This is a genomic window from Acinetobacter sp. SCLZS86, from assembly GCF_021560715.1.
GTDB lineage: Bacteria > Pseudomonadota > Gammaproteobacteria > Pseudomonadales > Moraxellaceae > Acinetobacter > Acinetobacter towneri_A.
Window position 1 is genome coordinate 690,142 of sequence record NZ_CP090864.1, and the last position, 22,972, is coordinate 713,113.

The window sequence follows — 22,972 nt, forward strand, 5'->3', positions numbered from 1 at the left end:
AAGAGGTCTAAGGTTGTATTCATTTTTTAGCATACACACGCATCATTAAGCTGGCGTTATCGTCCTAAAATCATTTCTAACACCAATTTACTGCCGATGAATCCAATTGCAAGCAACACAAAAGCGGTAATGGTAAAACGAATGGCTTTGCGTCCACGCCAGCCAAATTTGTAATGCCCAATTAAAAGTGCACCATATAAAAACCATGAAATAATACTAAAAGCGGTTTTATGCGCAAGGTGCTGTGCAAAGAAGTTGTCAATTGTAAAAAAGCCAAAGCCTAATGCGACAGTCAGTAGGGCAAAACCTGCGATTAGCATATCAAACAGCAAAGATTCCATATCTTGCAAAGAGGGCAGTAAATTGACCCAAACTCGACGCTTTTGTTTATTTTTCAGTTCGCGGTTCTGAAACCACATTAACACCGCATGAATGGTCGCCATGAGCAATACAGCATAGGCAGACAGCGACAAAATAATATGAATGTCTAAGCCAATCGAATTTTGGTTAATAAATAAATTATGCTGACTGAATGAAAAGCCTGCAATTAAACCCGCTGCAGCCACAGGAATACCAATCAAATTCAGTGCAATCACAGGACGGTAACTACTGAACAGCAAGCTCAATAACAACATTAAACCTGAAGTAAATGACATCAGATTAAACACGTTGTAATTGACACCCATTGGCGTCCACATATCGTTATATAACACCGCAGCATGCAGCACTAAGCCCAAACTGAGCAGAGAGCGAATAAACCAGTGATTTGGCGCACGTTTAGACATTAAATGAGAAAATAAATACCAAAAAGAGCTGGTATAAGCGATTAATGCTAAAATCGTATAAACCAAGGGGAGACTGATCATGTCAAACCTTTTTCAGGATGATGAATATTCATTTATATAAATTCGATGAGAACTACAGTATCCTATAGCATCTTGTGCATAAATTTTCTATTTTAAAGAAACATTTTTTTGCTAATGGCTATTTTAAGCGGAATTTGCAATGTTTGATACCTTAACAGAACGACTCACGCAGAGTTTAAGAAATGTTACTGGCTCAGGGCAGCTAACCGAAGACAATATTAAAGATACGTTACGTGAAGTACGTATGGCACTTCTTGAAGCCGATGTGGCGTTACCTGTAACTCGTGAATTCATCGCGAAAGTTAAGGAAGAGGCATTGGGTCAGGAAGTGATGACTCAGTTATCCCCTGGTCAGGCGTTCGTCAAAATTGTCTATGACGAACTCACAAAAATGATGGGCGAGGCCAATGAAAGCCTTGACCTAGCTGCCAAGCCACCAGTTGTAGTGTTGTTGGCAGGTTTGCAGGGTGCGGGTAAAACCACCACAGCTGCAAAATTGGCACGTTTTTTACAAGAACGTCAAAAGAAAAAAGTCGCCATGGTGTCTGCCGACGTTTACCGTCCTGCAGCGATTAAACAGCTACAAACAGTTGCTGGTGAAGTTGGTGCAATTTTCTTTGACTCGAATGCCAATGAAAACCCTGTAGATATTGCCAACCGTGCTATCGAACAGGCAAAAATTCAGTTTGCTGATGTTTTAATTGTCGATACCGCAGGTCGTTTGCATGTCGATGATGACATGATGGACGAAATTAAAGCATTACACTCAGCGATTAAACCGACTGAAACTTTGTTCGTGGTGGATGCCATGACGGGGCAGGATGCGGCAAATACCGCCAAAGCCTTTAATGATGCCTTGCCATTAACGGGTGTGATCCTGACCAAAACCGATGGTGATGCACGCGGTGGTGCAGCACTTTCAGTGCGTGCGATTACTGGTAAACCAATTAAATTCTTGGGGATGGGTGAAAAACTCGATGCCCTAGAGCCATTCCACCCAGAACGTGTTGCGCAACGTATTTTGGGTATGGGTGACGTGCTGTCTTTGGTCGAAGAAGTTGAACGTAAAATCGACAAAGAAAAAGCCGAAAAAATGGCGAAAAAACTGCAAAAAGGCGGTAGCTTCAACTTTGAAGATATGTTGATGCAGTTTGAGCAAATGAACAAAATGGGCGGCATGATGGGCTTCTTAGACAAGTTGCCTGGCATGAGTAACTCAGGTATTCAAGATGCGATTGCACAAGCCAATCCTGAAAAGCAAGTGAAAAAGATGGAAGCGATTATCCAGTCGATGACCATCAAAGAGCGTCGTAACCCAGACCTGATGAATCCAAGCCGTAAAAAACGTATTGCTGCGGGTTGTGGTATGGATGTGTCAGAAGTGAATAAGTTGATCAAGCAACATGCACAAATGGCAAAAATGATGAAAAAATTTGCCAATCCATCGGGCATGGCAAAAATGATGCGTTCACTGGGCGGTTTACAAAAGCAATTTAGTGGCGGCGGTATGGGCCCATTGTTTGGTGGCAACGACCCAACTAAGAAATAATTGTTATTAAAACATCTTAGAATCTAAGTGTTAAAAAAGCAGGCGCATAAAAATGCGCCTGCTTTTTTGTTGTTCTTTATTCGTAGATGACAGCTACACCGAAAGATTTATCAGCGTAGATGGAGCAATGTTTGGTTTTTAGTGCACTCCATGCGTTGCATACTGAATATAACGCTGCAAACCTTTGAGCAATAAATCTTGCTCGACTTGCGGTTGATATTGCTGCAAGAATTTGGCAAACAGCGGTGCATCGCCACCCGTTAAAATCAGTTTACGTGGTGACTGTCGAATTACATGCTCAATGGTGCTGAGCAAGCCGAGTAAAATACCATGATGAACAGCATCAATGGTGCTGCGTCCTGGGGTGAGTTCATCAAATGCAGCATCGGGAATTTTAATGCCTTTGGTGTTTTGAATCAGTGCATCACGTTGCAAATATAAGTTCGGTAAAATATAGCCGCCTAAATGCGTCAGTCCATCCGCCAAATCAATAGTCAGCGCCGTACCACAACTAATGACACAATAATTTTCTTGTGGGTCATTTGCCACGGCAAGCACTTGCAGCCAGCGATCTATCCCCAGTTGTTGAATATCATATTCACAATGCAAACCTGCATAATCTGCATGCACTTTGGCATAAATCACAGGCACATTCAGGGTTTTTAAAATCAAGTGAATGCGTTGATTATTCTTCTGATCTTGTACCGATGACACGCCTACTTTATGCACATTCAGACTTTTAAAGTGTTGAATCAAACCCAGCAACAAATCGGCAGGAGATTGCAAATGCAATTCTGCTTCATGTTCGATGATGCGGTCTTGTTCTGTGACCCAATATTTCAGGCGGGTGTTACCAATATCTAGCCATAAATTTTTCATGAAGATGACTCGGCATGATCGATAGGGCGTAAACGTCCCTGATAAAAAACTTCAAGCCCTTGTGCCGTTTCAATTTGCACTGCGCCATCATCCTGAATGCCTAAAAAAGTACCCTGACAAGTACCTTTAAAATGTTCAAATTCAACTTGTTGTTGCATAAATGCGGCATGATGATTGAAGCGAGATGCCAAATTATAGCAATCGTGATTAAACCAGTCGCAGGCTTGTTGAATGGCAAGATAAAGCTCTGCGATCAGGCGCACACGATCAATAGATACCAAACCCAGTTCGGTTAAAGATGTGGTTTTTTGATCAATAACTGCTGAGCTGACAGGTGCAAGATTAAGCCCAACCCCAACAATGACTTGCTGTGCAGAAATTGGCTCAATTAAGATGCCGCCCCATTTGCCTTGCGGGCTGTATAAGTCATTTGGCCATTTTACTTGTAGATTCAGCGCCTGTAGACTCGGCATTTGCAAGATATTTAACGCAATTTCTAAAGCCAAACGCCCATTTACAGGTGTTCGTAAATTTAGCAATGTGCTTAAATAGATGTTCCCTTCGGGTGATACCCATTGCCGTTGACGTTGTCCTCGACCATGCGTTTGTCTGGTACTGCATACCAAGACACTCTGCACACCTTTTTGTGCAATTTCCCGTACATCATCATTGGTGGAAGTGGTAATCGGCTTCAGGATGAGTACTTCTGGAAGCTGTCCTGCTTCTGTGAGTTGTTGTTGCAGTTGTCGGGTTTCTACATCCATACGAATTTACAAATAGTGGAATATATTTATGGAGTTAATCATATATTTATTGATTGGTGCAATTGCTGGATTTGCAGCAGGGCTGTTTGGCGTGGGCGGCGGCTTAATTATTGTGCCAATTTTATATATTGTGTTCACTCAACTCAATTATGACCCATCGGTGTTAATGCACATGGCGGTGGGGACATCATTGGCAACCATTATTGTAACTTCGATCAGCTCAGTTACGGCACACCACAAAAAAGGTGCGGTGATGTGGCCTGTATTTCGTAATCTTGCGCCTGGTTTAATTGTGGGTGCATTTGTTGGTGCAGGTATTGCCGATTTCCTTTCGGGTCAGGGTTTGCAGTTATTGATTGGTGGTTTTGCACTGTGGGTGGCTTTTAAGATGTTTAGAGGCGCAAATATTGCGGTTGATCCGTCACATCATTTGCCCTCAACAGCCAAGCAAGTCATGGCGGGCGGTGGAATTGGTATTGCCTCTGCAATTTTTGGGATTGGCGGTGGCAGTTTAACCGTGCCGTATTTAAACCGTTATGGCGTGGTCATGCAAAAAGCGGTGGCCACCTCAGCTGCTTGTGGTTTGCCAATTGCGGTGGCGGGCGCACTCGGCTTTATGTGGTTTGGTCAGCAAGCCGAAGTTGCAGTACCTAATACCATTGGCTATATCCACATTTATGCTTTTATAGGCATTAGTGTAATGAGCTTTATTACCGCCAAAGTGGGTGCAAAAGTGGCGCATTTGTTATCGCCTGCGATGTTGAAAAAATGTTTTGCCTGCTTGCTCACCACCGTTGGGTGTTATTTTGTTTATCAGGGCATGCGAGTATTTTTCTAAGTTGAGTCGCTATTTTCTTTGTTTTAAGCCATGTAAAATTGGCTCTAGCGCCATCAAATTGTCGGACAATGTCATGGCGTTGTGAGCTGTTTCGCAGTAAAAAGAAAGATGCTTGTATCGGAGCTATGCTTGCAGTCGAAGGATGATCTTGAGATGTCCTAAATGAGTGTGGCTCTGAATTCTCATCACTGCATCTTATAAAAACAAGATAGGAACAGTATGCAACAACAAGAATCAGAAAGTTTATCGGAACAAATTGCCCGCCACATCGCAGAACAGATTATTAGCGGCGATTTGGTTGAAGGTGAACGTATTCAGGAATTGCGTATTGCCAAAGAATTGGACGTCAGTCGTGGTTCGGTACGTGAAGCGCTGTTGTTATTGCAACGTACTCATCTGATTGAAATTTTTCCACGACGTGGTGCAATTGTGTCGGAAATGTCGGCACAGCAAGTCCGTGCTTTGTTTGACAGCAGCAGTTTGTTATTAGGTTATATTGTGCAGCGTATTGCGGACACATGGCGAATGCATGAAGCCGAAGCCTTACAACAACTTTTGCTGCAACTGGCAGAGCAATGTCGCTTGGGCAATACTGAAAAGTTTTATGATCTAATTTTTCAATATCTGGCGCAGCAGCCTGATATGGTGGGAAATTTATACTTAATGAAGTTCTATCAAGAGTTATTGCCATCGTTAAGACGCAGTTACTTTTTGACCTTAAATACTTCGCGTCGGGAGTTACAAGAATCTTTTGAATTATTTAAACTGGTGAGTGATGCAATTTTAAGCAGAAAATCACAACAAGCCACTTTATTTATGGAAGATTTTTGCCGACACTTGCGCAACTTGGTGTTGGAATCTCTGACCCGTATGAAACAGATCGAGCTTGCATGGGCAAGACGTTCACGCCGTTAATTGGGACATTATGCGTTTAAGCAGTTTAAAACTTTCTGGCTTCAAATCTTTTGCCGACAGTACGACCTTACATTTTAAAGCCAACCGTACCGCTGTAGTGGGGCCGAATGGCTGTGGTAAATCTAATGTGATTGATGCCATTCGTTGGGTGATGGGCGAATCTAGCGCGCGTCAATTGCGCGGTGGCAGTATGCAGGACGTGATTTTTACAGGAACAGCCAAACGTAAACCTGTAGGTTTAGCCAGTGTTGAACTGCGTTTTGACAATACCTATGGCAAATTGGGCGGTGCTTATAATGCCTATAACGAACTGTCGGTACGTCGGCAGGTGAACCGTGATGGTAAGTCTGAATATTTTTTAAATGGAACCAAGTGTCGTCGTCGTGACATCACCGATATTTTTCTGGGTACAGGTTTAGGCCCACGTTCTTATGCAATTATTGAACAGGGTATGATCAACCGTTTGGTCGATGCCAAACCTGAAGAAATGCGGGTGTTTATTGAAGAAGCGGCAGGTGTGTCACGTTATCAGGCGCGTCGTCGTGAAACTATGCTGCATTTGGATCACACCACGCAGAATCTGGCGCGTTTGGAAGATATTGCTTCAGAACTAAAATCGCAATTAAAAACCTTAAAACGTCAGTCAGAAACAGCAATTCAATACAAAGCGCTTGAGAGCGAAATTCGCACCATTAAAGTCGAAGTGTTGTCTTTTCAGTGTGAACAAAGTGCACGTTTACAGCAAGAATATACCCTGAGTATGAATGAGTTAGGGGAAAGTTTTAAATTGGTGCGCTCTGAGCTGACCACTTTGGAACATGACTTAACTGCGACCAGTGAGTTGTTTCAGCGTTTGATTCAGCAATCGACACCGCTACAGCAAGAATGGCAACAGGCAGAAAAGAAACTGGCTGAACTGAAAATGACTTTGGAACAAAAACAAAGTTTGTTTCAGCAAAATACCGCGACTTTATCGCAGCTTGAACAACAAAAAGCACAAACCAAAGAGCGTTTGCAGTTGATTGAATTGCAGCTAGAGAGTCTGGTCGATCAGCAAGAAAACCAACAGGAAAATCTACAGCAGCAAGAGCATTTGGCGCAGCAGCAGAGCCAGCAATTTCAGGATTTAAAAGCGCAGCAGCAAACCCAAGCTGAACAATATGCCCAAGTCAAAGCACAAGTAGAACAGCAACAACAAAAGCATGTGCACATGCAGGCACAAAGTGAGCAGTTAGCCAAAAACATCAGCCGTATTGAACAGCAAAAACAAATCTTGACACAGCAGTTTGCCCAAATTCAGCCGCAAGATCAGCAAGAGGGAATGCAACAACTGCAAGACGAAAAGACCCGCTTGCAGGCTGAAATGCTGACACTAGAACAGAATATTCAAGACAGCACTCAGCAACTCGCCACGTTGCAGGCGAGCTATAATGAGCACAAATCGCAGTGTGCGACCTTAAAATCTGAGATTCAGATTTTGCAGTCTGAACAGAAAAATCTAAATCAATTGCTCATTAAGCAAAGTCCAAAATCCCAAGCAAATGTAGTGCAGTTGATGCAAGTATTACAACTTGCCGATGTGGCGAAACCACATGCCAATTTAATTGAAAAGTTTTTGGCTAAATGGTTGTCTGCACAGGTGGTAGAAACAGATACCGAATTTCAGGACAGCCGCGCACGTCAGTTAAAAGTCCATGTGACGGTAGACTCGCAAACATCAAAAATACAGCTTTCGGGGTGTGAGTCGCTCAGTGATTGGATTTCATCACCGCAAAGTAGCTTGTGGCAAAGTGTCGCAATTACAGAAAGTTTATCGCAGGCTTTAGCATTGCAAACGCAATTACAAGCAGGGCAGTCTATCCTTAGTTTAGATGGTTATCATGTTGGAGCAGATTGGGTCATCGGGCTGTTTTACGATGAAGCTGCACAGGCAGGTCAAGGAGCGCTAAGTCATCGGATTCGCTTGGAGCAAATTGAACAGGTGTTGGCGTTGCAACTTCCACAATGTGAGCAAGCAGAACAGCAACTGCCTGAATTGCAGCAACAGGTACAACAGTTGCAGCAGCAATTGCAGCAGCAACAGCAACAGCTCAGACAGCAGCAGCAAGCTTTGCAAACGCTAGATGTACAAATGGCGAAAGCTGAAAGTGCTGCACAGGCTTTTGCGGTGCAGCAACAGCAATTACAGCATCAATTGGCACAATTAGATGAACAGCTCGAAGAAGATGCCATGCAAAAAGATGATCTGGAAATTGATTTGCATGCATTGGCTTTTAAACTTGAGCAAGCTTTGCCGCAGTATAAAACCTTGCAATTTCAGGTCGAGCAGCTGAATGAACAACTTGATAGTTCACAGCAGCAGTTTCAGCTGCAGCAACAAGAAGTGGAGCTGTTACGTCGTCAGGCGGTACAAACTCAGCAGCAAATTGAGCTGTTAGAAAAAGACGCTACTTTCTTAAAAACACAATATCAACAAATTGTGGCGCAAATGGAACAAGCCAAAAAGTTTGTCGATCCTGTTCAGTTGGAATTGCCTGCCTTAGAAACTCAGTTTTCAGAGCAACAGCAAGAGACTGAAAAGCTGCAAAAAACTTGGCAGGAATGGCAAGTGGAATTGCACAGCGTCCAATCCAAGCAGCAGCAACTGACCGAACAGCGGCAGCAGCAACAGCAACAAGACGAACAATTACGTGCCAAACTTGAAGAAAAACGCTTGGCATGGCAGTCGGCAAAGTCAGACTATCAGCATTATTCTGAACAGTTGAAAGATTTAAACAGCGAGATCATCACAGGTTTGCATATTGATGTTACCTCGCATCACCAAAAACTGGTGAAAGCACAGCAGCAGTTTGATAAATTGGGTGCGGTCAATTTGGCAGCTTCGGAAGAATATGAAGAAGTCACTGCTCGTTTTGCAGAATTAAGCCATCAAATTGAAGACTTGCAAAATACTGTTTCGCAGTTGCAGGCGGCAATGAAAAGTATCGATCAGGAAACTCGTAAACTGTTTATGAACACCTTTGATCAGATCAATACCGAATTGCAGGAGCTATTTCCTAAAGTCTTTAATGGCGGTGAAGCCAGTCTGAGTTTGGAAGATGATTGGCAATCTGGGGTCAAATTGATGGCGCGTCCACCAGGTAAGCGCAACAGTTCTTTGGCCTTACTTTCAGGGGGCGAAAAAGCCCTGACAGCTTTGGCTTTGGTTTTTGCAATCTTCCGTTTAAATCCAGCGCCATTTTGTGTGCTAGATGAAGTTGATGCGCCGTTGGATGATGCCAACGTGGGACGCTTTTGTAATTTAGTAAAAGAACTTTCTGAACAAGTGCAATTCATTTACATTACACATAATAAACTTGCTATGACGATGGCAACCGACCTCTTAGGTGTTACCATGCCTGAACCGGGAACCTCAAAATTAGTAACCGTAAATTTAGAAGAAGCCGCAGAATACGGCCTAGTCGCGGAGGCATAATATGGAAATCACCACAATCGTTGGAATTGTCATCGCTATTGTGATCATGGCGTTTGGTTTGAAAATGATTCTCAAAAAACCTACAAATTCAGCACCGTCATTGGATTCTGAATTGCAGTTCAATGAAGATTGTCAACAACCGATTATTCCACGCCATGTACGAGACCAATTGCAAAGCGACGCTAAGCCACCACGTGTGGAGCCGACTTTAACGGTAGATGAAGTTACGCAAGATGCGCCTGCCAAGTCGGAACCGCAGGCTTTAACAGATGATATCGTGGCTTCTTCAAGCACAGAAACCGACAAAGTTGAACCGAGTTTGCAGGCAGATACAGAAAATTCTGCGCTTGATCCATCCACAACGATATCGAAATCTGAAGTTGCACAAGATACGCCAAGCCCGACAGCGACAACTACAGAATATTCATTGTCGGATGAAATTCAGCAAGTGATTGCAGAAACTGAACCAAATGCGCAGACTGTCGAGCAAAACAAGGCTTCGACTGAATACAGACTGAATCAACACATTGAAACTGCCGAAATTTCTGACTTTAATGAAGAAAGTAGCATTTTAGATTCACACTTGCACGAACAAAAAATCATGGATGAAGAAAGTGCCTTAGCAACAGCTGAATCTTTTATTGCGCTGAATATCTTCCCTGAACGTCGCATACTTTCGGGCGATAAAGCCCTAAAAGTATTGATGAAATATGGTTTACGTTTTGGTGAAATGTCATGTTTTCATCGTTATAACGAAGATGGCACCAAATTATTATTCTCGGTTTTACAAATTAATGATGAAGGCGCAGATGGTTTTGATTTAGAAACCTTATCGAGCGAACAAGTCAAAGGTTTGGCGTTCTTCCTCGCTTTGCCACATAGCGATGTGCAAAATGCCTTTGACACCATGGTTAGTATTTCGGGACTTATTGCACGTGAAATTGATGGAACGGTCTACGACCAAAACCATTTAGAATTTACCCCACAATTACGTGAGCACTGGCGTCATCAGGCAATCGATTATCGTGCTGGTCAGGCAAGTCATGCTTAAAATTACGATCTCGGACTTGGTGCAAGCTACGTCAAGTGTTTGGCAATTAAACTGAGTGCAGCAGGATAAATTGCAACTTTACAGCCGCATTTTTATAATGTGCAGCAATACAAGCGGTAGCATACGCTACATAGAAAAATTGAAGGGCGGAACAAGACCGCCCTTTTTTATGGTGGATAATATGTCTGTAGATTTAACTGTCGTGGCGCAAATGCGTCAATTGATTCAACTACTTGCCAAGCACAATCATGCCTATTATGTGATGGATCAACCGACAATTGCAGACAGCGAATATGATCAGCTTTTCCATCAACTCAAAGCGTTAGAGCAACAGCATCCAGATTTAGTACAACCCGATACACCGACCAATAAAGTCGGTGGCACCCCTTTGGCGAAGTTCACTACGGTTAGGCATGCCGTACCCATGTTGTCTTTAGGCAATGTGTTTAATCAGGAAGAATTATTTGCTTTTGCAAGACGTGTCGAAGAGCGTTTGCCTAATCAAAATATTGAATACGATGTCGAACTTAAATTTGATGGTTTGGCGATTTCACTTTGGTATGAACACGGTATTTTAGTGCGTGGTGTGACCCGTGGTGATGGGGAAACAGGAGAAGACATTACCCACAACGTCAAAACCATCCGCAATTTACCTAAAGTCTTGAGTGCAACAGAAGCTGCCATTCCTGAACTTTTGGAAGTGCGCGGTGAAGTGTTGATGCCAAAACTTGGTTTTGAGAAACTCAATGCGGCCTATATAGCAAAAGGTGAAAAAACCTTTGCCAATCCACGTAATGCAGCAGCAGGAAGTTTGCGTCAGTTAGATCCAAATATAGCGGCATCACGTCCTTTGGCATTCTATGCTTATGGCATTGCGCAATGTGTGCCACCTCATGGACAAAGCACCATGTCCGACAGTTTGGCATGGTTGGAGCAGTTTGGCTTTGAAATTGGTGAACGTCATTTTGTCTGTAAGAGCATTCAAGAGGTTCAGGCAGTCTATGAGCAAATTAACCTTGAGCGTCCGAATTTAAGCGTTGAAATTGATGGCATGGTGGTTAAGGTCAATGATTTGAAGCAGCAACAGCAATTGGGTTTTTTAAGTCGTGAGCCGCGCTGGGCGACTGCCTATAAATTCCCTGCAGTAACAGCTTTAACCACCATTGAGAATATTGATTGGCAAGTGGGGCGCACAGGTACGCTGACCCCTGTGGCACGTTTAAACCCCGTTTCCGTAGGTGGTGTGACGGTATCCAATGTTACTTTGCATAATATTGGTGAAATTCATCGTTTGGATGTCCGTTTAGGCGATACGGTCAGTGTTTACCGTAGTGGTGATGTAATTCCTAAAGTGGAAAAAGTTTGGCCTGAATTTCGCCTTGCCGATGCACAAGAAGTGCATTTACCTAAACAATGCCCTGTGTGTGATTCACCTGTGGTGATGCCTGAAGGTGAGGCGTTGGCGCGTTGCTCAGGTGGTTTGTATTGTGCTGCGCAGCGTATTGAAGCGATTCGTCATTTTGTATCGCGTAAAGCCATGAATATTGAAGGTTTAGGTGATCGTTGGGTGGAGTCATTACTGCACCTGAACTTGCTGCAAAATGTGGCCGATATTTATCACTTACACGAACACCGCGCCACTTTGCTCGGCATTGAAAAAATGGGTGAGAAGTCGGTTCAGAACTTGATTGACTCGATTGAAAACAGCAAAAAAACCACGTTGGCTGCATTTATTTATGCTTTAGGGATTCGTGGTGTGGGCGAAACCACCGCGCGAATGCTTGCCAATACGTTTCAGACTTTAGAGGCTTTGCGTGACGCTGATTTAGAAGCATTAAAGAAAACTCCAGATGTGGGAGATATTACCGCAGAATGGATTTTGGACTTTTTCCAAGCGCCGCATAATTTAGAAGTGTTGGATCGTTTATTGGCGGCAGGCATTCACTGGGATGCTCCAATTGCACCGACACGTCAGCCTTTGAATGGCGAAAGCTGGGTGATTACAGGGACCTTGAGCCAAATGGGACGTGATGAAGCGACTCAGTTGTTGCAGGCCTTGGGCGCACGGGTGAGTGGCAGTGTTTCGGCTAAAACCAAATGTGTCGTGGCGGGTGAGAAAGCTGGCTCAAAGCTAGAAAAAGCCGAGAAGTTGGGTGTACAAGTTATGAATGAAGCAGAGTTTATTCAGCTGATGAAGGAATATGGTGTGCTTGAATAAGCAGCATGCTACATTTTTATCCAAGATAAGTACGAAGGCACTTCAACGATGAAGTGCCTTTGTTTTAACTGAGAGAAATCGAAGATTTAACGCTTCTTCACAATGCCATCATCAATGAGTTGCTGAAAATGTTCGATTAAACTGGTTTCAATATTACGGTAGCGCATCCCCAATTCGCGCTGACTTTTTTCTGCATTAAAATACATTGGGTAGCCCATATTCAGTTCCACAAATTTACGGGAAAAACCAAGTAAAGGACCAAAGGCTTTAAAGGCAAATTTAGGTAACTGATTACGTGGGAACGGATATTTACGTCCAAAATGCTGTGCCAAAATTTTGCCCATTTCCAGTAAGCTGAATGTACCACCACTAATAATATAGCGACCTTTAGCAGCAGGGTTAAAGGCGGCTTGAATGTGGGCATCGGCCACGTCACGTACATCTACAATACCATTCCACATGGCAGGGACGCCTGCCAAGGTCATGCCATTGGCAAACTGCAATAACACTTCCACGCTGCCCGATTGCGTGTTTTTGGTTAAGGATGGCCCGAGCACCAACGCAGGGTTGATGCAGACCAAATCCCAGCGGGTTTGTGCCTTTGCCATTTCCCATGCTTTGCGTTCTGCCGCCACTTTAGAATAAGGATAAGGCTGATGCTCAGGGCTACTGCTTGTATTCCAGTGACTTTCATCAAAGCGATTATTGGCCGTATTTAAAATATCAATCGCATCGCCGTAGGTTGCAGCAATACTTGAAGTCACCACCACACGCTTTACCGAAGCGGTACGATTAACGCTGTTTAACACATTTTTGGTACCAATTACGGCAGGCTCAATAATGTCTTTGATTGCATCTTTATAATTGGTGACTACAAAAGGTGAAGCCATGTGCAGCACGATTTCACAGCCTTGCATGGCAACATCAAAAGCGCCTTCTTCAAGTAAGTTGGCTTGGAATAATTCTAAGTTTCCTGTGCCTTTTGCGGCGATATCAGTCAGATGTTGAAAACTGTGGGTTTTATTCAGATCACGCACCGTTGCGTGTACGGTATGTCCTTGTTCAAGCAGGTTTTTAATGACCCAACTGGCAATATAGCCTGTTGCGCCTGTGACTAAAATGGGTGCTGATGTATTTAGATTTGTCATTATTTTAGGAAAGTGATGGAACTCGTGACTATCATATAGCAGCTGGGGTTTAAAATCTGCTTTTGAGGCATTTTTTACGATACCTGTGCGTCAAAGTACAGTTTCTTTCAATATTTACAAATTGAAGCAAAATCATTGTATTGTAATTTTTAAAGCTAAGTTTTGCCAAGCAGTTGTTTTATATATGGGAATTTTTAAGTTATATTGCAAATGCGTATGTTTCTCATTTTTATTCTATAAAAATCATGGGTTTACAGTAATTAACTTTTGCAATTTTGCCTGAATGTGTCCATAATGACTGGATTAAGAAAGGGAGTACAGCAAATGCGTGGCAATCCAGAAGTCGTAGACTATTTAAATATGTTGATTGGTGGCGAACTGGCTGCTCGCGATCAATACCTGATCCATTCACGTATGTATGAAGATTGGGGTTTAAGCAAAATTTTTGAACGCATTGACCATGAAATGCAGGAAGAAGCGCAGCATGCCGATGCTTTAATTCGTCGTGTATTGTTCCTTGAAGGCACACCAAATATGCAGCGCGATGACATCGACGTGGGTGAAGATGTAGTGTCTTGCTTAAAAGCCGATTTAAAACTCGAATATGAAGTGCGTGAAAAATTGGCGCAAGGCGTAAAATTGTGTGAAGAAAAAGGTGACTATGTCAGCCGTGATATGTTGCGTCAGCAAATGACCGACACCGAAGAAGACCACACTTATTGGTTAGAAAAACAATTGCGTTTAATTGAGCTGATTGGTTTGCAAAACTACATTCAATCGCAAATGTAATCTGATCAAAGCAAAATAGACCAAAACCCGATTTATGATAAGTCGGGTTTTTTTATAGATCGGTTTTTATAGATTGGCTTTTTTATATCAATTGGTTTTTTTAAGGATGTATCTTGGTGCTTTGCAGATGTCGATTGAGCCGATTCAGTATTATACTGAGGTGATTTTCTAACTTGAGAGCAAGCCACGTGCAACAACAAATTTTATTGATTACGGGCTGGGGCGGTGGTACTGCACTCTTAAACCCATTGCAGCAAGCCTTGATTGCACAAGGTTTTCGGGTTGAACTGATCAATATTTTTAACGCTACTGATGCTCAAGTCATGCAGCAACAGGTTGAATTTGCACGTCAGTTTGATGTAATTATGGGCTGGTCACTGGGTGGGCAATTGGCAACGCTACTGGTCGATGCGATTGCCAGCCAATATGCAGGATATAAAACCTTAATCACGATTGCGTCTAATCCGTGTTTTGTGGCACAAGCCGATTGGGATACCGCTATGCCACAAGCTACTTTTGCCCAGTTTAAACAATCTTTTGAACAAGACCCAATTCTGACCCTAAAGCGATTTGGTTTTATGGTGTGTCAGGGTGTCACTAGCAGTAAAACCGACCTATTACAATTGCAAAGTTTGGTGCAGGCACAGCCGCAATCTTTGCTTCAACACGGTTTAAATTTATTGGAAAACTTAAACTTGGTGACTAAGCTTAAAAGTTATACAGGTCAGCAGTATCATCTTTTTGCAGAGCAGGATGTTTTAGTTGATTGCAAAGTTGCAGCTAAACTTCAAAATTTAGCTGCAAAGTTTTTAAGCGTAGACGTTTTACCAGGTTCACATGGGCTGCCATTGTTCCATGCAGATGAGCTGACTAGCAAAATCTGCCAATATTTACAGAAAAATCCGTCAACAGGTCCATAAGTGACAAATCTCGCAATTTATTTTATCTGTAGACAGGTTTAAGATTTGGCACATCAAGTTTTTACAAGTTCAAGGGTGATGGTGGGATGACAGAACAGATGGATTTGGCTTTTGATCGTGAACATCTTTGGCATCCTTATACCTCTATGACTCAGCCTTTGCCAACCTTTAAAGTCAAGCGAGCATTTGGTAGCACCATCGAACTTGAAGATGGTCGTCAATTGATTGACGGCATGTCATCGTGGTGGTGCGCGATTCATGGTTATAACCATCCTGAGCTGAACCGTGCTGTGACTGAGCAACTCGACAGTATGGCGCATATCATGTTTGGTGGATTGACCCATCGTCCTGCTATTGAGTTAGGGCGTTTGTTGATCGAAATTACCCCACCGAGTTTAGATAAAATTTTTTATGCAGATTCAGGCTCCGTCGCCGTTGAAGTGGCGCTGAAAATGGCGGTGCAATACTGGACTGCACAAGGCAAAACTGAAAAAACCAATTTTATTACCACCCGTTCTGGCTATCATGGCGATACATGGAATGCCATGTCGGTTTGTGATCCTGTTACAGGGATGCATCAGGTTTTTGGCTCAAGTTTGGCGCGTCGTTATTTTGTATCTGCACCACAAACAGGTTTTGACCAAGAGTGGAATCCTGCCGATATTGCAGAATTGGCACAAAGTTTGGCCGAGCATCATCAACAGATTGCCGCCATGATTATTGAGCCGATTGTGCAAGGTGCAGGCGGCATGCGCTTTTATCATCCTGAATATTTGCGTCAAGCCAAATTGCTCTGTGAACAATATGATGTGTTGTTAATTTTTGATGAAATTGCCACAGGTTTTGGGCGTACAGGCAAGTTGTTTGCATGGGAACATGCTCAGGTCGAACCCGATATTATGTGTATCGGCAAAGGGCTGACAGGCGGTTATATGACTTTGTCTGCCACATTGACCACGAAGCATGTTGCAGAAATGATTTCGCAGGGTGAGGCAGGTGTGTTTATGCATGGCCCGACCTTTATGGCAAATCCACTGGCCTGCGCGGTTGCAGTAAAAAGTACCCAATTATTATTAGAACAAGACTGGCAAGCCAATATTCAACGCATTCAGCAGCAACTTGAACAGCATTTAACGCCATTGGCTAATTTGGCATGGGTGCAGGATGTGCGAGTTTTAGGTGCTATTGGCGTGGTAGAACTTAAACATGCGGTAGATATGCAATGTCTACAACAACAATTTGTGCAACGTGGTATTTGGGTACGTCCATTTGGTAAATTGGTTTATGTGATGCCGCCGTATGTGATTACAGCAGCAGAACTAAATACTTTATTGCAGCAATTGGCTGAGGTGGTGACAGGTATGCAAGGAGCGAGCGCATGAGTTTACTCGATCACTATGCAGAACAGCTTGATCAGCTTCGCCAACAGGGCAATTTTCGTCAATTTCGCAGCAATCAGCAGCAAGGTAAAACAATTGAAATTCAGCAACAGCAGATGCTGAATTTATCTTCCAATGATTATTTGGGTTTAGCCTCTGATTTGCGCTTACGTGAACAGTTTTTTGATGAAACGCCCAATGCACAGCGTTTAATGAGTGCATCTTCATCACGTTTGCTGACTGGAAATTTCCCTGCCTATGAACAGCTTGAAGCCACATTAACGCAATTATTTCATGGACGTGCCGCCTTGCTGTTTAACAGCGGTTATCACATGAATATTGGTATCTTACCCGCCTTAGCAGATGCAAAAACGCTCATTTTGGCCGATAAACTGGTACATGCCAGCATGATTGATGGGATTCGCTTGTCATCTGCCAAATATTTGCGTTATCGCCATAATGATTTGGCACATTTGCAGCAATTGCTGACGCAATATCATGCCGATGATAATTATGAACGCATTATTGTGGTGACCGAATCCATTTTTAGTATGGATGGCGATGAAACTGATTTAGCTGCTTTAGTGGCGCTTAAACAGCAATTTGCCAAAGTCATGTTATATGTAGATGAAGCACATGCCATTGGCGTACGTGGGCAGCAAGGTTTAGGTTGTGCTGAACAATATGGCGTGATTGATGCAATTGATTTTCTGGTCGGGACTTTTGGTAAAGCCGTTGCTTCAGTTGGGGGATATTTGATTTGTGATCCGATTATCCGTGATTACTTAATTAATCGGATGCGTCCACTAATTTTCAGTACCGCACAACCACCTGTTTGTATGGCATGGACGCAGTTTATGCTGAATCAGATTGTGCACATGCAGACACAGCGTCAGCATTTGGCGGCCTTGAGCCAATCTATACAGCAGGGGATTCAGGCCAAAGGTTTTGCTTGCCCATCAACTTCGCAAATTGTACCTGTGATTATTGGCGACTCTACTGCAACTGTAAGCAAAGCCCGACAGTTACAGACTGCAGGTTTTTATGTGATGCCTGTACGTCCGCCGACTGTACCGCAAGGCAGCTCACGACTGCGGATTTGTTTAAATACGCAATTTGAAACGGCAGATTTAACACAGTTACTGGATTTGCTTTGAGTGTGCGTATGCGTATAGATAAAGCACAGGTAGCACAGCGTTTTGCCCGAGCACATCAGAGTTATAAATCGCATGCGGTGGTACAACAGCAAATTTGTCAGCATTTAATGGCAAAAATGCAGCAATATATTGTGCAGCAAAAGTTGTCAGATCAACCTCAGCCTTGCTTTGAAAACGTCTTGGAAATCGGCTGTGGTTCAGGGAATTTAACCGACTTGCTACTGCGTGAATTTCAAATTCAACAGCTGACTTTAAATGATTTATATGCCGAAGTGTTGCATGCGTATCTGCATCATCCTCAAACAACTAGTACGCAAATTCATGGCTTAATTGGCGATATAGAACAGCTCGATTTTCCGCAGTCTTTGGATTTAATTTGTTCGAGTTCGGCTTTGCAATGGGTGGAAGATTTTGGAGCCTTATTGTGCAAGGCGAATCAAGCGTTAAAACCGCAAGGATATTTTTGCTTTTCGACATTTGGCCCTCAAAACCTGACTGAAATTAAGCAATTAACAGGTCAGGGCTTACATTATTTGAGTATGGATACGTTACAACAACAGCTTAAACAGCACGGCTTTGAGGTATTACATTGTTCAGAGCAGCTTGAATCATTAAGTTTTGAACATCCCAAACAGATTTTGCAGCACTTAAAAGCCACAGGTGTCACAGGTACTGCGCAAGGGCAGCGTTGGAACAAAACGACTTTAACCGAGTTTTATCAGGGCTATGAACAGTTTAGTCAGCAGCATAGCTCACAGCAAAAAAGTTATACGCTCACGTATCATCCTATTTATTGTCTTGCACGGAGAATGCCATGACAGCTCAAATCTATTTTGTGAGTGGTATTGATACAGGGATTGGCAAAACCTATGCCACAGGTTATTTGGCCAAAACTATGAATGAACAGGGTATTCAGACCATTACCCAAAAGTTGATTCAAACAGGCAATCAAGATGTTTCAGAAGATATTGAACAGCATCGTAAAATTATGGGCAGTGAATGGTTGCCTGAAGATGATGACAAACTCACCATGCCTGAAATTTTTAGTTATCCTGCTTCACCGCATTTGGCGACACAAATTGATGGTCGTGAAATTGACTTTGCTAAAATTGAGGCAGCGACTGCGCAACTGGCGGCAAAGTATGATGCGGTATTATTAGAAGGTGCAGGTGGGCTCATGGTGCCGCTGACCACAGACTTGCTCACCATCGACTATATTGAGCAAAAACAATATCCTGTTATTTTGGTGAGTTCTGGGCGTTTGGGCAGTATTAACCACACTTTGCTCAGTTTGGAAGCTTTAAAAACACGTGGTTTGAATTTACATGCATTGGCATATAATTTGAACGATGAATCACAAGACCCTTTAATTTCGCAGGATACTGCCAAATATTTAAAAAATTATTTGTCAAAAAGCTTTCCAAAAGCACAGTGGATTGAAATTCCTGTATTGCCAAATATTTAATCCTTATTATTTTTTTCCAACCAATTTGCCCAATAAAAAAGCCACACATGAACGTGTGGCTTTTTATCAATTTGGCGTATTTCAGCTTTTAGAATTTTTTAAAGCTTTTATTGCCAAACGGTTTGCGTGGTGCATTTTCGTCACGACGTTCACGGTTGCCGTAGCTGTTGCCATCCTGACGTGGTTCACGGTTGCCGTAGCTATTGTCATCCTGATGACGTTCGCGGTTGCCATAGCTGTTACCGTCTTGGCGACGCTCACGGTTGCCATAGCTATTGCCGTCTTGGCGACGTTCACGATTGCCATAGCTATTACCGTCTTGGCGACGTTCACGATTGCCATAGCTATTACCTTCTTGGCGTGGTTCACGCGGTGCAAAACCTGTGTTTTGTGCAGCTTCTTCGGTGTCACGACGTTGCTGACGCAAGAAACCACCACGACGAGCCGCCAATGGTTTTTCCTGCATACGCTCATTGCGACGTTTTGCCATGCCGTACAAACCTGTGCCTTGACGTGGTTTTAATTCAACTGCTTTGGCAAGGTTGTCGATGTCATTTTTATCCAACTCTATCCAGCGACCTGTTCGCAATTCACGTGGTAAAATCACTGTACCGTAACGGGTACGCAATAGACGGCTGACTTTCAGACCTTGTGATTCAAAAATACGACGAACTTCACGGTTACGACCTTCTTTTACTACCACTTGATACCAGCGGTTAATACCATCGCCGCCAATTTCAGAGAAAGATTCAAACTTGGCAGGGCCATCATCTAGCACTACACCGCGTAGCATGTTGTTTTTCAGTTGTGGTGTTACTTCGCCCATCACACGAACCGCATATTCACGTTCAATTTCGTTCGATGGGTGCATTAAACGGTTGGCTAATTCACCATCGTTGGTGAATAGTAATAAACCTGTCGAATTAATGTCTAGACGACCAACCATCACCCAACGATCATTGGCAATTGCAGGTAAGTTATCAAATACAGTCGGGCGTTGTTCAGGGTCGTTGCGTGAGCAAATTTCGCCTTCTGGTTTATAGTAAATCAGAACACGACGACGAATTTCGTCTTCAATTTGGAACTGAACTTTACGACCATCGATGCGAAGCTCATCACCTGGTTCGATACGTTCACCCACTTGGGCAACTTGGCCGTTGACACTCACACGACCAGCGGCAATGACTTCTTCCATATAACGGCGAGAACCCAAGCCTACTCGTGCGAGTACCTTTTGCAACTTTTCACTCATAACAGCACAACCTTAGAAATGATCATCAACAGTTTACCTATTCAAGACACAGATGCAGATGCATCGAGTGCCATGAAAGCTTCCTTGGCATCCTGTAGGGGAGGCAATTGACTTAAGGAATTCAAGCCAAATGCATTTAAAAATTGGGGCGTTGTAACTAACAACGCAGGTCTTCCTGGGAGTTCCCGGAAACCAGATTCTTTAATCCAGTTCCAGTCAAATAATGTACGTAAAATTTGACTATTGTTTGATACTCCACGAATTTGTTCAATATCTGCACGGGTCACAGGCTGGTGGTAGGCAATCACTGCCAGTATTTCTAGTAGTGAGGGCGAAAGTCTGGTCGGACGTTCAGGCCATACCTGTGTAATTATTGTACGATACTTTGCCCGTACCTGAAAACGAAAACCTTGTGCGGTTTCGATCAGTTCAATCGAGCGACCATGTTGTAACATGGCCAATTGTTGTAAAAAATGACGTAATTGGGCTTTGCTATATTTGTCCTGAAAGGCTTCTTTCAGACGCGCCAAAGATACGGCGCTATCACTGGCAAAAATAATGGCTTCAAGTTGCATTAGCAATTCATGCTGTTGTTCGCCATCGGACAGGTTTGAAACAATCTGTTCTGAATTCATGCTTGCGCCCCTTGAATGCTCAATGGTGCTTCAATACCACTGCTCACAATGCACACTTTTTGCTGGCGGGTCAGTTCTAAAATCGCCATAAAGGTCACCACCATACCCATTCGCCCCTGACTTGGTTTGAGTAGCGCATCGAAACTCAGAATTTCACCCGAGGCGAGTTTAGCTTCAATAAACGCAATTCGTTCTTCGAGCAAAACAGGTTCTTGCAAAATTTGATGGGTCACAGGTTCAGGACGGTTAAAAATGCAGAACAACGCATCACGTAATTGATCGGCCGCATAGCCGACATTATTCACAGCAGTGTGTCCTAAGCCAACATTGGTGGCAAAGGTATCACGTTCTAAAACTGGCATTTGCCCAAGGCGTTCCGCCGCTTGCTTGACTCTTAAATATGTTTCTAGGCGGTCAATCAGCTCTTGTTTCGGGTCTTTCTCAATTGCACTGGCGATTGGTGCTTTTGGCAATAACAGCCGTGATTTTAAATCGGCCAATAGTGCAGCCATCACCATATAGTCAGCAGTGAGCTCAATATTCAGTGATTTCATGGCATCCATATACGACAGATATTGCGATGCAATGGGGGCAATATCTAACTGGAGTAAATCGAAGCCATTTTTTTGAATCAGGTAAATTAGAAAGTCGAGTGGTCCTTCGAAATGCTCTAACAGAATTTCAAATGCTGCAGGAGGAATATATAAATCCTCTGGAATCGACTCTTGCCATTCATCTAACACACGAATGTGTTGGGCAGGTTCCATCGCATTGTGGAGGGATTGATTCATTACAGTATTGGGCCACGCGAATTTTCAAAAGCATGCAAACGCTATTTCCGCTTTAGATAGGAGGAGCGGTAGAGAAATAGCACAAAATTAATAGCGGCTAGTCTAAAGGATATCGTGGTTGAAATAAATCTGTTCTACAACCAAATGTCAAAAAAAGCCAAAAATAAATAGGGGTATTTTTTTGGGTGATGATGTTACAAAGATAACAAATACAGCGTGAATAAAAGGAGTGCTTATTCAAAAGCACTCACATCTCCCACACCACGACGCACAATTTGCGGGTTGTCACCCGACAAATCAACAATACTGGTGGTGCTGAGTGTGCCTAAGCCACCATCAATCAGTACATCTATGCGTTTGTTGAGTTGTAGATCAATCTCGTATGGATCATCTAAAGGGTCTTCCTGACCTGGTAAAATGAGGGTGCTGGTTAGTAAAGGTTCACCCAGTTCTTTCAGTAGCATGCGACAAATTGGGTTGCTTGGAATGCGCAAACCAATGGTTTTTTTATTGGGATGCATTAAGCGGCGTGGCACTTCACTGGTCGCAGGTAAAATAAAGGTCGTGACAGCAGGGGTATTGTTTTTCAGTAGACGATACATAGCATTGTCGACTTTGGCGTAAGTGGCAATATCTGATAAATCGGCACAAATAATGGCGTATTGATGTTTTGCGCCTAAACCACGAATTTGTGAAATGCGCTCCATCGCGTTTTTATTACCAATCTGGCAACCAATTGCATAGGCAGCATCGGTTGGATAAACCACCACATCGCCTGCGCGTATGCGTTCAACCGCTTGGCTGATGAGACGCGGCTGTGGATTTTCAGGATGTACTCTTAAATGCAACATATGAATTCCCTCAGTGCGTAAGTGTGTTCG

19 protein-coding genes and 1 pseudogene are annotated in these 22,972 nt (G+C 43.2%); 12 read left to right on the forward strand and 8 right to left on the reverse strand.

Annotation, left to right across the window (positions count from 1 at the left end; translation table 11 throughout):
* Positions 1 to 56: 56 nt before the first annotated feature.
* Entirely contained in the window at positions 57 to 866 is an 810-nt protein-coding gene (locus LZP46_RS03170; protein WP_236094659.1) for a cytochrome C assembly family protein, read from the reverse strand.
* Positions 867 to 1,005: 139 nt separating this feature from the next.
* Between LZP46_RS03170 and ffh the strand changes: the two genes are divergently transcribed.
* Positions 1,006 to 2,415 (forward strand): signal recognition particle protein, encoded by a 1,410-nt coding sequence (ffh, locus tag LZP46_RS03175; protein ID WP_096902093.1) that lies wholly within the window; start codon positions 1,006 to 1,008, stop codon positions 2,413 to 2,415.
* Between the two features lie 138 nt (positions 2,416 to 2,553).
* On the opposite strand, the gene LZP46_RS03180 is transcribed toward ffh, so the two are convergent.
* Positions 2,554 to 3,294 carry a type III pantothenate kinase gene (locus LZP46_RS03180; protein WP_180160933.1) on the reverse strand — a complete coding sequence of 247 codons (741 nt, stop codon included), beginning with the start codon at positions 3,292 to 3,294 and terminating at the stop codon, positions 2,554 to 2,556.
* The gene (locus LZP46_RS03185) at positions 3,291 to 4,058 is read right to left on the reverse strand and encodes a biotin--[acetyl-CoA-carboxylase] ligase (protein WP_004972369.1); all 768 of its coding nucleotides are present in this window, start codon (positions 4,056 to 4,058) and stop codon (positions 3,291 to 3,293) included. The genes LZP46_RS03180 and LZP46_RS03185 overlap by 4 nt, the downstream gene beginning before the upstream one ends.
* Positions 4,059 to 4,086: 28 nt before the next feature.
* On the opposite strand from LZP46_RS03185, the gene LZP46_RS03190 reads away from it, so the two are divergent.
* The 5 genes from LZP46_RS03190 to ligA all read left to right on the forward strand — a co-directional run bounded on the left by LZP46_RS03190 (position 4,087) and on the right by ligA (position 12,555).
* Positions 4,087 to 4,896, forward strand: a complete 810-nt coding sequence (locus LZP46_RS03190; RefSeq protein ID WP_236094660.1) for a sulfite exporter TauE/SafE family protein — start codon at positions 4,087 to 4,089, stop codon at positions 4,894 to 4,896.
* 219 nt (positions 4,897 to 5,115) lie between these two features.
* The gene (locus LZP46_RS03195; RefSeq protein WP_236094661.1) at positions 5,116 to 5,811 is read left to right on the forward strand and encodes a GntR family transcriptional regulator; all 696 of its coding nucleotides are present in this window, start codon (positions 5,116 to 5,118) and stop codon (positions 5,809 to 5,811) included.
* Positions 5,812 to 5,821: 10 nt separating this feature from the next.
* Positions 5,822 to 9,286 carry a chromosome segregation protein SMC gene (gene smc, locus LZP46_RS03200; RefSeq protein ID WP_236094662.1) on the forward strand — a complete coding sequence of 1,155 codons (3,465 nt, stop codon included), beginning with the start codon at positions 5,822 to 5,824 and terminating at the stop codon, positions 9,284 to 9,286.
* Position 9,287: 1 nt separating this feature from the next.
* A complete protein-coding gene (locus tag LZP46_RS03205; protein ID WP_236094663.1) occupies positions 9,288 to 10,337 on the forward strand; it encodes a cell division protein ZipA C-terminal FtsZ-binding domain-containing protein in 1,050 nt (349 codons plus the stop codon).
* 181 nt (positions 10,338 to 10,518) lie between these two features.
* Positions 10,519 to 12,555: an NAD-dependent DNA ligase LigA gene (ligA, locus tag LZP46_RS03210; protein ID WP_236094664.1), complete on the forward strand. Its 2,037-nt coding sequence runs from the start codon at positions 10,519 to 10,521 to the stop codon at positions 12,553 to 12,555.
* 86 nt (positions 12,556 to 12,641) lie between these two features.
* Here the strand turns inward: ligA and LZP46_RS03215 are convergent, their stop codons facing one another.
* Complete coding sequence (locus tag LZP46_RS03215; RefSeq protein ID WP_236094665.1) at positions 12,642 to 13,703, reverse strand: SDR family oxidoreductase; 1,062 nt, start codon at positions 13,701 to 13,703, stop codon at positions 12,642 to 12,644.
* A 324-nt stretch (positions 13,704 to 14,027) separates the two neighbouring features.
* Here LZP46_RS03215 and ftn point away from each other — a divergent pair, with 324 nt between their 5' ends.
* From ftn to bioD, 6 genes are all read left to right on the forward strand, one after another.
* Positions 14,028 to 14,492: a heteropolymeric bacterioferritin subunit Ftn gene (gene ftn, locus LZP46_RS03220; protein WP_004972356.1), complete on the forward strand. Its 465-nt coding sequence runs from the start codon at positions 14,028 to 14,030 to the stop codon at positions 14,490 to 14,492.
* Positions 14,493 to 14,680: 188 nt separating this feature from the next.
* On the forward strand, positions 14,681 to 15,412 hold the full coding sequence (locus tag LZP46_RS03225; RefSeq protein WP_236094666.1) for an alpha/beta fold hydrolase: 732 nt from the start codon (positions 14,681 to 14,683) through the stop codon (positions 15,410 to 15,412).
* A gap of 98 nt (positions 15,413 to 15,510) precedes the next feature.
* Positions 15,511 to 16,794, forward strand: a complete 1,284-nt coding sequence (gene bioA, locus LZP46_RS03230) for an adenosylmethionine--8-amino-7-oxononanoate transaminase (RefSeq protein WP_236095165.1) — start codon at positions 15,511 to 15,513, stop codon at positions 16,792 to 16,794.
* Positions 16,791 to 17,948: an 8-amino-7-oxononanoate synthase gene (locus LZP46_RS03235; RefSeq protein WP_236094667.1), complete on the forward strand. Its 1,158-nt coding sequence runs from the start codon at positions 16,791 to 16,793 to the stop codon at positions 17,946 to 17,948. The genes bioA and LZP46_RS03235 overlap by 4 nt, the downstream gene beginning before the upstream one ends.
* 8 nt (positions 17,949 to 17,956) lie before the next feature.
* Complete coding sequence (bioC, locus tag LZP46_RS03240; RefSeq protein WP_236094668.1) at positions 17,957 to 18,766, forward strand: malonyl-ACP O-methyltransferase BioC; 810 nt, start codon at positions 17,957 to 17,959, stop codon at positions 18,764 to 18,766.
* A complete protein-coding gene (bioD, locus tag LZP46_RS03245; protein ID WP_236094669.1) occupies positions 18,763 to 19,413 on the forward strand; it encodes a dethiobiotin synthase in 651 nt (216 codons plus the stop codon). The genes bioC and bioD overlap by 4 nt, the downstream gene beginning before the upstream one ends.
* Before the next feature lie 379 nt (positions 19,414 to 19,792).
* Here the strand turns inward: bioD and rluB are convergent.
* The 4 genes and pseudogenes from rluB to LZP46_RS03265 all read right to left on the reverse strand — a co-directional run.
* A pseudogene (rluB, locus tag LZP46_RS03250) lies at positions 19,793 to 20,665 on the reverse strand (23S rRNA pseudouridine(2605) synthase RluB); the annotation flags it as partial.
* A gap of 41 nt (positions 20,666 to 20,706) precedes the next feature.
* On the reverse strand, positions 20,707 to 21,300 hold the full coding sequence (gene scpB, locus LZP46_RS03255) for an SMC-Scp complex subunit ScpB (RefSeq protein ID WP_236094670.1): 594 nt from the start codon (positions 21,298 to 21,300) through the stop codon (positions 20,707 to 20,709).
* Entirely contained in the window at positions 21,297 to 22,091 is a 795-nt protein-coding gene (locus LZP46_RS03260; RefSeq protein ID WP_236094671.1) for a segregation and condensation protein A, read from the reverse strand. The genes scpB and LZP46_RS03260 overlap by 4 nt, the downstream gene beginning before the upstream one ends.
* Positions 22,092 to 22,324: 233 nt before the next feature.
* Positions 22,325 to 22,942: an L-threonylcarbamoyladenylate synthase gene (locus LZP46_RS03265; protein WP_236094672.1), complete on the reverse strand. Its 618-nt coding sequence runs from the start codon at positions 22,940 to 22,942 to the stop codon at positions 22,325 to 22,327.
* Between the last annotated feature and the right edge of the window lie 30 nt (positions 22,943 to 22,972).